This is a genomic window from Paenibacillus sp. FSL R10-2788 (assembly GCF_038003885.1).
Classification (GTDB): Bacteria; Bacillota; Bacilli; order Paenibacillales; family Paenibacillaceae; genus Paenibacillus_AQ; species Paenibacillus_AQ odorifer.
The window spans coordinates 6,815,387-6,828,721 of record NZ_JBBOQA010000001.1 but is presented as its reverse complement, the minus strand read 5'-3'; the positions used below and the strand labels follow the sequence as shown (position 1 = coordinate 6,828,721).

Genomic DNA, 13,335 nt, shown 5'->3' with positions numbered 1-13,335 from the left:
TGAGGACTATTTGTTAGAACAACATCCTTAGTTTGGATTGTTTTTTACTATACGGTTCTCTATACTCTTCATAATACTTGAAGTAGGAGTGGATAATGGATGATCCGTCTGAAGGATATAGGGAAGTTCCAGGAACTGCCGCAAATGGCCATGCATATTTACAATGGAAACATTCCGGAATTAGAGGCTGCCATTAGAGCAGGCTGGGATATTGAAGAGGGCATCGTCCTTAGCCAATATACTACGTTAACCCCGTTAGATTTGGCGCTTATATCAGAGAGAATGGATGTCATAAAGCTGCTGGTACAGCACGGTGTAAATCTGAATGTGAAGAATAATCCGGCTTTTTTGCTCGCGGTTCGCTATTGCAAAGAAGATATCGTCCGCTATATTGCAGCACAAGGGGCTAAACTGGACAAGCTTAATCAGGTCAAGTCAGGTGCATATTCGCAGGCCTACTATGGCAACAAAAACAATATCCCGCTCATACATGAGCTAGGATTAGATATTAAGCAGCATGGTGGGGGCGTATTACGCAAAGCGGTGTCAGATCATGACCTTAAGACCGTTACTTATTTACTGGATCATGGGGTGGACATTAATTACAACAAATCCGATATGGTCTATCCTTATCAAGCGACTCCGTTAACAGTTGCCACGAGAATTGGTAATCAAGCGATGGTACAATTTTTGATTGAACGTGGCGCAGACGTTACCTTGGCAGAAAAAGATGGCGATCGCCCGTACACCATTGCAGTGAGTAATAAGAATACAGCTTTGGCTGACTATTTGAAATCGTTAGAGCCGGCTGAATTTCATGATATCGAGAACAAGAAGTTTGAGCTGAGAAAATATAAATTGTCTGATGAATTGGTTAGCTTTCTTACTGGAAAAAATCTGCGAATTGAGCTAACACAAAATGAATATGAAATTAGATATATCGACTTTTTCACATTAACTGATACCATTGAAATGAAAATCGGCCGGCAAAAGCTGCTCCGTCTGTCAGCCGATATAGATAATTACTCTGATCTGCTGCTTATGTGGAATCCGAAGAAAAAAGGCCTGATCGGCTGTTACGACGTGGAACATCAGACGTACGCGGATTTATGTAGTTTTGCAGAATTTCTCACGCAGCCGGAGATATACCTTATTAATTTTCTTGAAGGAACATAGTTGTTAATATCTCTTGATCTGCCTATTTCTTTTGCAGGAATCATTCTATTCGTCGTTGAATATATCCCGGTAACCGTATTACGTATTCAAAATACGTAGCCACAGGAGGAGAACAACATTGAAATCGATTACCGTTCAAAGCCTTACGGAAACGTTTAAGCTGGAAGTGCTTGCGGGTGCTAGCTGCATGGACCGTGAGATTACTCGCTCAAAGACACATAGACCTGGCCTGGAGTTCGTGGGTTACTTCGATTTTTTCCCCATGAAGCGAGTACAAGTATTGGGCCGCAAAGAAATCAATTATCTGCTAAAGCTAAGCGTTGAGCAACGCAAGTTACATATTGGCAATATTGTTAAGTATCATCCCCCATGCTTTATTGTGACGACGGGTCAGCAGGAGATTCCTTATTTGACTTTATTCTGCGACCAAGAAGGTATACCACTACTTCGAACGGAAGAGACGACGTCAGAGTTCATCGCAAAGATTGATACTTATCTGGTGAAGGCGCTGGCGCCTGAACTTTCAATTCATGGAGTGTGTGTGAACGTGTCCGGCATAGGGGTCCTATTGAGAGGCAAGTCCGGGATCGGAAAAAGCGAAACCGCTCACACGCTCATTAGAAGAGGTCATCGGTTTGTGGCCGATGATGTAGTTGTGCTTAAGAAGCTGGGACCGGCTACGCTTCTTGGCACACATAATGAAACGACCCGTGAATTCCTAGCGCTGCGCAGTATTGGTCTGATCAACGTTGTACGGCAGTACGGGCGTAGAGCTTTTCAGGAAGAGACACGAATTGTACTCGACATCGAGTTGTCACCATGGCGGGAGAATTCCCTGAACAATGAGCTCGAAATCGAACCTCAGTTCACAGACTATCTTGGCGTGCAAATTCCGCATATTGAAATTCAGCTTCAGCCTGGCCGTGACGTGGCTGGCCTGATCGAGGCGGCTGCGAACAATTGGTACCTTAAGCAGCTTGGCTATAGTGCCGCTGAAGAGTTCCTGCAGAGGATCGAAAACGGGATGCAGTCGTAAAGGCAAGATAGAAGGCAGCAATTATAGTTACCCATAAATAAATGGTTTTCTGTATACGAAAAACAGGCCGCAGATAAACGCTGCGGTCTGTTTTTCACAGCAAAAAGGGAAGTTGTCTTTTGATTGATATGGCTAGGACATGCGTTATTGGCTGGGCATAGGTTAGAAATGGTATAATTTCTAATAGGTATTTTGAGTGATCGTTAATAGGAGGTATTAATGATGAGTGATGAGTTATTGGCAAAATTGGATGAATGGCATGAGGAAGATGAATTTCAAGAAATCGTGGATGCAATCGCGGAAATTCCTGAAGAGGAAAGAGATTATGTTCTAACTAGTCATTTGGGCAGGGCGCTTAATAATCTCGGTCAATATGAAGAGGCTTTAGAGCAGTATTTGAGCATTGAAGAAGAGGGTGAAGGTGACCCGCTCTGGCATTACCGTATCGGGGTTTCTTATTATTATCTGAAAAGATATGACGAAGCTTTAAAAGCGTTTACGATTGCCGATCAGCTGGAGCCTGATGATGAAGACACATTGGAGTTTCTGGGCTGGATCAAACGTAAATTGGCTAAAAAAGCTGCGAGAAAGCCTGTAAACAAACCTGCAAAGAAGCCTGTAATAGCGTTGGATACCACTAATTTCTGGGATGACAGCGAGTATGCGTTCTCAGAATATATCTCTGATCCGCCTTCAGATGCGTTGATTACTTCAGTACAAGAAGAGCTGGTTTTCAAGCTGCCTGCTTCCTATGTGGATATGATGAAGTTACATAATGGGGGAATTCCTCATAACAATCGTTATCCGATTCCGGGAACAGGAGAATTTATTACGATTTCTGGTATCCTCGGAATTGGACGAGATAAGAATAAGTCGCTGTGTGGAGCTTCAGGCAGCCGGACTGTGATTGAAAATGGACGTTATCCTGAAGTTGGCGTGGTGATTTGTGATTGTCCTTCTGAGAATGAAGTGGTGATGCTGGATTACCGCGAATTCGGGAATGATGGCGAACCTGAGGTTATTCATGTAGATCGGGATAACAAATACAAAATCACACGTTTGGCTGATAATTTTGAGACCTTTATCAGCGGACTGGTGAAATAGTCTATTTCGCTGGCTAAGAATACTTATAATCAAATCAAGGCATTCCTTAAGAGGAGTGCCTATTTCTATTAGGTGATTATAAGGGGAGCGTCTTTCGGACTCAGCTGACCTTAAATGCAGCTTTTTCGCATATTTGAAATGCCAACGGACCGCATAGCAGCTATTGGCATAAAAAACACCCAATATGAACCCGATTCATAGGAATAGCGTCGCTGGAGTCCGAAACTACGCACAAAAGGCTAAAAATATGCCAATAACGTCATCTGGATCCGAAAGCCTCAGTGGACGAATACGATTCGGCGATTTAGCTGAAGGTGGGGCTGATTCGAAGTCGTTGGGTTTTACTAGCCAATAATCGGTCTTGAGTCAGCTAACCAACGACCCAAAACACAGAGCAGCGGTGCCCCCATTAATGGGGAACCGCTGCTCTGCTGTCTTTTTCTCGGATCATTGCTGGGTGCTAAACACCTTAGATTGCAGGATATCGAGGGCATGGTTAATCTCGGCTAATTCCTCTGGGGGAACCTCTTTAATCCGGTTCAGAAAACGTTCACCGATCCGTTCAAAAGCCTCGTTCATCATCGCTTGTCCAGCATCAGACAACCGAATCATTTGCTTACGCCGGTCCTCGGCGACATCAAGCTTCTCACACAGGTTTTTTTCTGTTAATTTCTTGAGCTCACGGCTGGTATTCGGCATAGAGATATTCTTACAATCGCTGATTTGGCTGAGGGTAACAGGCTGGCTAACCGCAATATATTCCAGAATACTATATTGAACGGGCGTAATGCCTTCCGGTCTAACATCTTTGGTAAAGTCAAATGTTACTTCATGGACTGCTGTCGTAAAGGTAACAATTTTCTGAAAAAACGCTTGTTTGTCCATAAGGATCACCTCTTATTGTAAACCTTAACAAAATAATTATCATAATACAATTATCATTTGACAACTAAATAACGGTTGTGATACCATTTTGTTATCAAATGATAATTAAAGAGGTGGAGCAATGAACGTTTTAGTCATCTATACACATCCGAATCATAAAAGTTTAAGTTATGCTTTTTTCAATAAAGTCATTCAGGGAAGTAATGAGAATCAAAAGATCACGAAGATAGAGGTCCTTGATCTTTACGAAGAGCAATTTGATCCTGTGCTGGTCTTTAATGAAAATAAACGTAGAAGAGACATGCATATTGATCCCAAGCTCGAGAAGTATCGGGAGCAGATTCGTCAGGCCGATAAAATTGTGTTTGTGTATCCAATCTGGTGGGGACGTCCCCCCGCGATGTTGCTCGGTTATATTGACCAAATGTTTGCTTCTAATTTCGCTTACAGAGAAAAGGGTGGCCTCATCCCCGAAGGGCTGCTGAAAGGAAAGTCAGTGGTTTGCATTTCCAGCATGAAGGGGCCGACCCTCTATCCTTTATATTGGCTGAATAATTCCCATAAAGTGCTGATGAGAAAAGCATTATTTCAATATTGTGGCATCAAGAAAGTGAAGTTTTTCGAATTTGGGAATATGGAGAGTCCGAAAGGGAAACATGATAAGAAGTTAAATCAGGTGTACCAATATTTTAAAGCTGTGGCTAATTAATACCTCGAAAATATCTGCTCTATGATTATTCAAGATAACACTGGAAGTGGATGTCTCAAGCGATCCCATAGTTGGATGGTTCAAAACAACGGTGGGATCAAACCAAATGTTCTCCACGATATAAATACGCGCATACATTGTAGTCATACATTTCTTGCACCGGATGCTTTTTCATTTTTTTTATAATACCTAGATGAATCTAAAGGAGCTTGTGTACTCAGATGAAGATGGAGAAATAGCTCTCACACCGGTGTAAGGTATGGTGTCGCTGGCTAATTTTTTTTGTTGGCTTTTGAAATAAGGGCTGTTATATTTGAAAATACTATGTAACTTAAGGTTCAGCAACTGGGTATCGACACAATGGAGAGGCGGATTCACATGCAACAAATGTTAGACAGTATGATTAGCGCAACAAATGACTTTCTTTGGTCGAAAATTTTGGTGGTTCTGCTTATTGTTTGTGGAATTTATTTCACCATTCGATCGAAGTTTGTTCAGTTTGGCATGTTTAAAGAAATGTTTAGGGTCCTTAAAGAGTCCAATGAAAGGTCAAAAGATTCCATTTCGTCGTTTCAGGCTTTCTGTATCAGTATGGCAGCAAGGGTTGGGACAGGGAATATTACAGGGATCGCAATTGCTATCGCAATAGGTGGACCAGGAGCTGTTTTTTGGATGTGGGTCATAGCTATTATTGGATCAGCGTCCGGATTTATTGAAAGTACTCTGGCACAGGTGTATAAAGTGAAGGACAAGACTGGATTTCGTGGTGGTCCCGCCTATTATATGGAGCAAGGCCTGAAAAAACGTTGGATGGGCGCGGTATTTGCGGTTTTGATCACGTTATCCTTTGGTCTTGTATTTAATGCAGTTCAATCCAATACGATTACAGTGGCCTTTGAGAATTCATTTGGCACTAATCGGGTGATTCTTGGACTTGTAGTCGCTGCTGCTTTTGCGGCTGTTATCTTTGGTGGGGTTAAACGTATTGCTAGAATGTCCGAATATATTGTAGTGGTAATGGCAGGGATCTATATTGGGGCCGCTGTTATTATTATGTTAATTAATATTACGGAAATACCGGCGATTCTGGCGCTTATTGTGAAAAGTGCTTTTGGATTTGAACAAATCGCGGGGGGATCTTTTGGGGCAGTCATTCTGCAAGGGGTGAAAAGAGGACTATTCTCCAACGAAGCGGGGATGGGTAGTGCTCCAAATGCTGCGGCAACTGCAACAACTAGTCATCCGGTGAAACAAGGGCTGATGCAAGCGCTGGGTGTACTTACAGACACGTTACTTATTTGTTCGAGTACTGCTTTTATTATCTTGTTATCTGATGCGTATAAACAGCCAGGGCTGGATGGAATTAAGCTGACACAAGCGGCATTAAGCGAACATATTGGTTCGTGGGCCTCTGGATCCCTAGCGATCATGATTTTGTTGTTTGCTTTCAGTACGTTAATCGGAAATTATTATTATGGTGAGACCAATATAGAATTCTTGAACTCCAATAAAAAAGTATTACTATTCTATAGATACAGCGTCTTGGCGATGATTATTTTTGGCTCCGTAGCTAAGGTTCAATTGGTATGGGATTTGGCTGATTTATTTATGGGCTTCATGGTCATCGTGAATTTGATCGCTATTCTTCTATTATCTAAGGTGGCCTTTGCCGCCCTACAGGATTATAAGCGCCAGAAGCGTGCAGGCAAGGACCCTGTCTTTTATAAAGATAGCATAGAGGGTTTGGAGAACGTGGAATGTTGGGACAATTCTTCAGATATAAAAACATAGTAGGGTAAGTATTTGAGGGCTCAGGAAACTGAGCCCTTTTTGGTATAAAGGGGTAGTTAGAAAAACGAGCCTTTAGAATCGCTTCTAAGGCTCGTTTGGTGTACAGAAAATTAAATTACTCCCTCTTGATTTAGGGTTTAACCAGCAGCCCATACATCTAACTCAATTTTTAATTCAGGTAACCCTAATCCTTTAATATAAGCAATTGTCATTGAAGGAGGTGTCATGCCGAATACTTTATTCCAAATTTCATAGAAATGGTTCCAATCGATTTCTTCCGTAGCCCAAATGTTGATTTTGATTACATTATCAGGTGTTAGCCTTTGAGAAGAAAGGACTTCAACAATATTACTCATCGTATTTGTTACCTGTTGGTTAAAATCTGTAGGGATATGATTGTTTTGATCGATTCCAATTTGGCCAGAAAATACATACATTTCAGCATTTCTACTTATTTTTGTTACATGACTATAGTTACCAACCGGTTTAGCAATATTCTCTGGATTATATCTTGTAATAACATTATTATTTAAGTTCATTTTGTGAATTCTCCTTTAAATAGAAGATACATACCGATATCTAAGTTATATATCTCCGCTGTTTTTTAGTTTCTTTTAATTTTTGACAGACCTATCCTATCAATAATTAATTCTAGAAAAAAACAGCAGTAGAATACCCAATACCAAAAGATAGATATTTTAGCGATCTCTTTTTCACCGGGTATTCCTCCTTCATATTTAAAGTAAGATAAGTTTCCTCAGAATGATATCATTAATCCAAGTGATACTGCAACAATTCCACTTTCGACACAATTTTCTAAGCTTTTTTTGCTGTTATAAATGAAAATAATGAAATATTTTTTGAAAAAAAAGCAAAAAAGACTTACATTATTCTTTTTTATATTGTTATAATAACAAACAGACCGGTTGGTATGTTAGGGGGAGTACGTTATTGTGGATACAAAATCGCTAATGATTGAGACGGCGACACTTCTTTTTCAGCAAAAAGGATATAAAAATGTAGGCGTGAGTGAAATTTTAAAAGCCTGTAATGTGACCAAAGGAGCGCTTTATCATCATTTTCCAAATGGAAAAGAAGAACTATTAATTGCTTGTTTAAAGGGCTTAAATGAAGCAATTACGATAGATATTGAGGATATTTTTAAAAAGCATTCATCGACGTTAGAAGCTACACAATCCATGATTGACAAGTTAGTTCACAACTTAGAAACTGAGGGCACGATTACCGGATATACCTTTAGCAGTATTGTCAGTGAAATGGCTACGGTGAGTGAACCTGTTCGCCAGGCATGTAGCTTGCTCTATGAGAACATGGAACGAATTTACTGCGATAAGCTTGTAACTGAAGGTTATTCGCAGGAATCAGCCTCCGATATGGCTTTGTGGATGACGGCTTCGATTGAAGGGGCGATGATGTTGTGCATAACGCAAAAATCTACAACTCCCTTAAAAACTATCGCCAAACTATTACCGACAATATTGAAAGGAAGAACATCATGAATCAAGAAGCAAGATTACCAAGAAACGGTAAGGAGGGGGCATTATATGGTGCAATCATTTGTACACTGACGGTACTGTTTATGTCTTCAATAAATATCATTTTAGGGGTTGGAGAATTTAATGGTGAGGTTGCCTTAACGATTCTTAAGGTGTTTCCGATCATTTGGGTAATTGTCATGATTATTGAGCCTGTTGTTATTGGCCGTATTGCCGAAAAGCTGACAGCTACATTCACACAACCCACAGATAGCTTCAACGCCAAAATCCTATTCCGTATCTTGTTCACCGTACTAGGGATGTCATTTTGTATGACGTTTATTGGAGACATTATCGGAAACGGGTTGAGTTCTCAAACGTTTAATCACTTCTTAGCCAATTGGCCAAGAAATTTCCTAATTGCACTGTTCGCTGAAAGTATATTAATACAGCCGTTTGCAAGATTTGTGATGGTAAAGCTACATGCTTCTCAGGACAAAAAGAAATCCAGCGCTGTTGGCGTAACTATACATGGATTATCAGAACAAAATTCCTAACCTAAATAAGCTCTCAGGCGAAGCGATTCGTTTGAGAGCTTTTCTATTACCGTGTATAATGATGTTTTGGTTGAATAATTGAAACTCAAATCTTTGCCCGATATCTTTCGGGTAAGCCCTCCTATATAACAATGAAAGCATAACAATGAAAGGTGATTTTCTAACATGATGATCTATAGTCGTCTTGCCATAATGATGCCCCCATTTCCCTAGCTAGGCTCATATTCTTGTAGTTGTTCGAGGATATAAGCTTGTAGGAGGGCGAAAATAAGATGAAAAAATATGCAGCACCATCGTTACTTTTAATGATTGTTCTTGTGGCTTTTCCGCAAATTAGTGAGACGATTTACACCCCATCGTTACCGGATATCGCAGTAGCACTTGGGGCCACCAATAGTTCTGTACAGTTAACGTTAAGTATATATTTTATTGGATTTGCTTTAGGTGTTTTTAGCTGGGGTTGGTTGTCTGACTTCATCGGGCGGAGATCTTCCATGCTGGCTGGACTTCTTGTATACGGTATGGGAAGCCTGATGTGTTTTTACTCAGAATCCATTCATCTGCTGTTAGTCAGCCGGTTTATACAAGCGTTTGGAGCAGCAACAGGTTCGATTATTACCCAAACCATTCTTCGTGAGAGTGTCTCCGGGAATAAACGGCATGTTATGTTTGCCCAAATCTCGGCGGTCATTGCTTTTACTCCCGCAGTAGGTCCGTTAATTGGCGGATGGGTGGATCAAGCTTTTGGTTTTCGAGCGGTTTTCTTTACATTAGTGATGATGAGTGTGTTGTTATTTATGTATGCTTTTTGGAAGCTGCCAGAAACCACTGATGTTTCCATGAGAAAAAAGGTGGCTATTCTGCCTATAGTCAAAAAAATGCTCGCATTGCCACGTGTATTGGTGTTTGGATTACTAATTGGAGGCATTAACGGAATCTTGTTCAGCTATTATGCTGAAGCTCCTTTTATATTTATTGAACACTTTCAGATTTCGCCAGGAGTCTATGGTTTTCTCGGCATTATTGTGGCTTTGGCGTCGATTGTAGGAGCAATGATCTCCAAAAGGTTATTAACCCTCTATGCCCCAGAAAAAATAATCCATATCGGCTGTCTAGTAATGGCGGGCGGAGCCTTGCTATTAACAATCGCAAGCAGTCTTGTCTCGTTGCCGGATATGATAGTGATCGTATGTATTCTAATAACGCTGTTTGTCCTATTAATGGGTGCAGGGATTGCTTTACCTAATTGTCTAAGTCTTGCTCTTGTTCAATTTCAGGATGTTGTAGGAACAGCAGGCGCAATATTTAGCTTGGGCTATTATTTGCTTGTTAGCTTGGCGACGTGGGGAATGAGCACTCTCCATAATGGTTCATTACTGACGATGCCTATTTATTTCTTAGGGATTAGCGGCGGAATGTGGTTATTAGGCAAAAAATTTATTGTAGTGGAATAGAAATAACTTCTTAGTCATTTGATTAGTAGGAAGATATGGATCGGGGCGTCCATAAATTAAGGGCAGCAGTCTGGAACTTTTTGAGTTCCGGACTGCTTTTTGTTTGTTAGTCCACTTCTGGCACAATGACTTGGATATGACGAGGGAGAACACTTAGTGTAATAGGCAAAGTTGGACCTTCTTCGCCATCTACATTGGTTCTTACGGTTTCTGGAGAGCTTACACTTACATTGTGGGCTGTGAAATAGACAACGTCTTTATGATCTTTGAGGGTACCCAGCAGTAAAGATATACTGGCTGTAATGGTATTGAATATACTGAGGTCCAAAATAATAAAACAATGAAGCAGACCGTCGTCAACCGCAGCATCCGGTATTAGATTCTCGAACCCGCCGACTGAGTTGGTTAATACGGCGAGAAAGAGTAAGGAGTCTCCTTGCCATATTTGTTCATCATGGTGAATGACAAGGGGGTGGGCTGTAGGGCTTGTAAGTTGTTTAAGACCTTCTTTCAAGTATGCCAATGAGCCGAGTTTGGTTTTATCTTCGGAGGATACAGAGGATAATGATCCGGCAATTGAACCTACAGCAACAACGTTGCCGAATAGGCGGTCATTTAAGCGACCGATATCTACGTTTTTTAGGTTAGAGGAGGCAAGGGTTTGAATGGCTATTTCGGGATTCAGTGGAATTTGTAATGCACGGGCGAAATCATTAGCCGTTCCTAAAGGAACCACACCTAATATTGGGTGGTGTTCCTGATCGATAAGACCATTAATGGTCTCGTGAAGCGTGCCATCCCCGCCGATAGAGACAACCAGGTCATAACCTTCCTCACAAGCAGTGATGGAATAACGAGTGGCGTCTAGTTCTTTTGCCGTCTCGTTGATCGTAACGGAGTAGTCTTTGTCACTTAGGACTCTTGTTGCGTATCTGACATATTGGCTGGCTTCCTCTTTACCGGATGAGGGGTTAATAATAATCATAGCTTGCCGCATAAGGATAATCCTCTCTATTGTGATCTAATAGAAGTTTATTCTTACCATTACCCCAAAGTAGGCCAGCGGAACTCGTTCTCATAAAAAAAGGTGAGCAAGATTGACCTAAGTCATCCTGCCCACCTGTGTATTCAATTAATAGACTTTATCTCCATTAAAAATGGAGTTCTTAACGATAACGTAATCCACATTACGGATAGCCTCTAATTTATTGCCACCTGCATAAGAGATGGAGGATTGAAGATCCTGCTCCATTTCTCTTAGGGTTTCTGCTAAAGCCCCCTTATGCTCAACCGCAATTTTCTTACCTTCGACGTTCTTCTTTTCACCTTTTTGGTATTCTGAAGCGGAGCCAAAGTATTCTTTATAGAGCTTCCCAGCGATTTCGATGGTTTCACCCGGAGATTCTTCATGACCAGCAAATAGTGAACCAATCATGACCATAGAAGCGCCAAATCGTACGGATTTAGCAATATCACCGTGTGTGCGAATGCCTCCATCGGCAATAATAGGCTTGCTTGCAGCCTTGGCACACAAGCGTAGTGCAGCTAACTGCCAGCCGCCTGTACCGAATCCAGTTTTGATCTTAGTGATACATACCTTCCCTGGTCCAATCCCAACTTTAGTAGCATCAGCCCCAGCGTTTTCTAATTCTCTAACGCCTTCAGGTGTTCCTACATTTCCTGCAATAACAAAACTGGCAGGCAGGTATTGTTTAATATGTTTGATCATCCGAATGACTGCTTCGGAATGGCCATGTGCAATGTCAATTGTAATGAATTCCGGAACCAGCTGTTCTTTGGATAATTGTTCGACGAAATCATACTCTTCTTCTTTAACTCCGACGCTGATGGATGCGATTAATTCACGGGAGTGCATGTCTTTGATGAAAGACGTACGTTTCTCCGGTTCAAAACGATGCATAATGTAGAAATAGCCATTTTGCGCCAAGGAGATAGCGATCTTCTCATCAATGATGGTTTGCATGTTGGCAGGTACCACCGGCAATCTAAATTTATGCCCACCGAGGGTGACTGATGTATCACACTCCGAACGGCTGTTTACGATACATTTTGCAGGAATTAATTGAATATCTTCATAATCGAATACTTCTTTCATAATTTACACCTCTAAATGCGAACATTATAGTATTTTGGTTTGTTAATTGTTCGTCCAAATTGTAATGTACCTCATTCTGCGCCGTAAGTCAAAATTCTAGTACATTATGGTGTAAATTGGACATAATTATACGGCAAATTCGTGTACGGCATTCTTTTTCCTCCATTTAAAAAAGCTTGAAGGCAATATAAGCAGCAACGGTCCAGATAATGATCGCGGAGATCTTATTAATGATCCGCATGATTTTGCCACTTGAGTCGATTTGTCCTACGGTTTTTCCGGCTACAGCCAGCCCAAAGAACCAAATCCATGACACTAGGATAGTCGCGCCAGCAAATACAACTTTGTCTACACCTGTGTAACTAAGCGAGCTAGTGCCGATAACGCCAATAGTATCCAAAATCGCATGTGGATTTAATAAAGAAACGGACAGCGCGAACAGGATTTGTTTTTTGGAGGATAAAGGGGTTGCGTCTTGCGCTGACGATGCCGGTGTACTTTTCCAGATAGACCATCCCATATACAAAAGAAATAAAAGTCCTACAGCAAATAAAGCGGTCTGCAGAACGGGGATGGCAAACACAAGGACTGAAACACCTAATACGGCTAATAAAATAAGCAGGGTATCGCATAAAGCGGCTGTAACAATAACGGGAATGGCTTTTTTAAAATGTGGCTGCGAGGCCCCTTGGTTAAATACAAAGACATTTTGTGCGCCAAGTGGAAGAATTAATCCAAAGGCTAGTGCAATGCCATGAAGTAGTGCGGCTAACATAGTTATTATTCCCCCGATACTGGTCATACGTTATAAAATTTACGGACCTATTGGTTTGATTGGTTTACTACAATTTTATGGACAAATAATATGTACTATCATACAGTCTGGGCTTTGCTTTAAAAAGCTGCTTATTCAGAGGGACATTGAATGATCAATTACACTAATTACACCATTAGTAAAAATGTCATCTCAACTCATGACTTTTTGTAACTAGTGAGTCCTTAAGGGGTTAC

At 41.1% G+C, this 13,335-nt stretch carries 13 protein-coding genes; 8 read left to right on the top strand and 5 right to left on the bottom strand.

The features are described from left to right. Positions 1-99: 99 nt before the first annotated feature. The 3 genes from NSQ50_RS30325 (at position 100) to NSQ50_RS30315 (ending at position 3,316) form a co-directional block, all read left to right on the top strand. The gene (locus NSQ50_RS30325; protein WP_076222396.1) at positions 100-1,176 is read left to right on the top strand and encodes an ankyrin repeat domain-containing protein; all 1,077 of its coding nucleotides are present in this window, start codon (positions 100-102) and stop codon (positions 1,174-1,176) included. 118 nt (positions 1,177-1,294) lie between these two features. Continuing rightward, positions 1,295-2,212, top strand: coding sequence for an HPr(Ser) kinase/phosphatase (gene hprK, locus NSQ50_RS30320; RefSeq protein WP_076140599.1), 918 nt, complete (start codon positions 1,295-1,297; stop codon positions 2,210-2,212). A gap of 222 nt (positions 2,213-2,434) precedes the next feature. Beyond that, positions 2,435-3,316 (top strand): SMI1/KNR4 family protein, encoded by an 882-nt coding sequence (locus NSQ50_RS30315; RefSeq protein WP_036682322.1) that lies wholly within the window; start codon positions 2,435-2,437, stop codon positions 3,314-3,316. 447 nt (positions 3,317-3,763) lie between these two features. On the opposite strand, the gene NSQ50_RS30310 is transcribed toward NSQ50_RS30315, so the two are convergent. Further along, positions 3,764-4,201 carry a MarR family winged helix-turn-helix transcriptional regulator gene (locus NSQ50_RS30310; RefSeq protein WP_076105115.1) on the bottom strand — a complete coding sequence of 146 codons (438 nt, stop codon included), beginning with the start codon at positions 4,199-4,201 and terminating at the stop codon, positions 3,764-3,766. Between the two features lie 121 nt (positions 4,202-4,322). Between NSQ50_RS30310 and NSQ50_RS30305 the strand changes: the two genes are divergently transcribed. Continuing rightward, entirely contained in the window at positions 4,323-4,910 is a 588-nt protein-coding gene (locus NSQ50_RS30305; protein ID WP_036682318.1) for an NAD(P)H-dependent oxidoreductase, read from the top strand. Between the two features lie 378 nt (positions 4,911-5,288). Next, positions 5,289-6,701 (top strand): alanine/glycine:cation symporter family protein, encoded by a 1,413-nt coding sequence (locus tag NSQ50_RS30300; protein ID WP_036682317.1) that lies wholly within the window; start codon positions 5,289-5,291, stop codon positions 6,699-6,701. Between the two features lie 137 nt (positions 6,702-6,838). Here NSQ50_RS30300 and NSQ50_RS30295 read toward each other — a convergent pair whose 3' ends face one another. Continuing rightward, positions 6,839-7,240, bottom strand: coding sequence for a RidA family protein (locus NSQ50_RS30295; protein ID WP_036682315.1), 402 nt, complete (start codon positions 7,238-7,240; stop codon positions 6,839-6,841). A 414-nt stretch (positions 7,241-7,654) separates the two neighbouring features. On the opposite strand from NSQ50_RS30295, the gene NSQ50_RS30290 reads away from it, so the two are divergent. From NSQ50_RS30290 to NSQ50_RS30280, 3 genes are all read left to right on the top strand, one after another. Next, complete coding sequence (locus NSQ50_RS30290) at positions 7,655-8,221, top strand: TetR/AcrR family transcriptional regulator (RefSeq protein ID WP_076222395.1); 567 nt, start codon at positions 7,655-7,657, stop codon at positions 8,219-8,221. Further along, positions 8,218-8,754: a DUF2798 domain-containing protein gene (locus NSQ50_RS30285; RefSeq protein WP_036682312.1), complete on the top strand. Its 537-nt coding sequence runs from the start codon at positions 8,218-8,220 to the stop codon at positions 8,752-8,754. The genes NSQ50_RS30290 and NSQ50_RS30285 overlap by 4 nt, the downstream gene beginning before the upstream one ends. A 272-nt stretch (positions 8,755-9,026) precedes the next feature. After that, positions 9,027-10,208: a multidrug effflux MFS transporter gene (locus NSQ50_RS30280; protein ID WP_076143902.1), complete on the top strand. Its 1,182-nt coding sequence runs from the start codon at positions 9,027-9,029 to the stop codon at positions 10,206-10,208. 106 nt (positions 10,209-10,314) lie between these two features. On the opposite strand, the gene NSQ50_RS30275 is transcribed toward NSQ50_RS30280, so the two are convergent. The 3 genes from NSQ50_RS30275 to NSQ50_RS30265 form a co-directional block, all read right to left on the bottom strand. Further along, entirely contained in the window at positions 10,315-11,205 is an 891-nt protein-coding gene (locus tag NSQ50_RS30275; protein WP_036682309.1) for a diacylglycerol/lipid kinase family protein, read from the bottom strand. Positions 11,206-11,340: 135 nt separating this feature from the next. Beyond that, positions 11,341-12,324 (bottom strand): GMP reductase, encoded by a 984-nt coding sequence (gene guaC / locus NSQ50_RS30270; RefSeq protein WP_036682307.1) that lies wholly within the window; start codon positions 12,322-12,324, stop codon positions 11,341-11,343. A gap of 166 nt (positions 12,325-12,490) precedes the next feature. Continuing rightward, a complete protein-coding gene (locus tag NSQ50_RS30265; protein WP_036682305.1) occupies positions 12,491-13,099 on the bottom strand; it encodes a LysE/ArgO family amino acid transporter in 609 nt (202 codons plus the stop codon). Between the last annotated feature and the right edge of the window lie 236 nt (positions 13,100-13,335).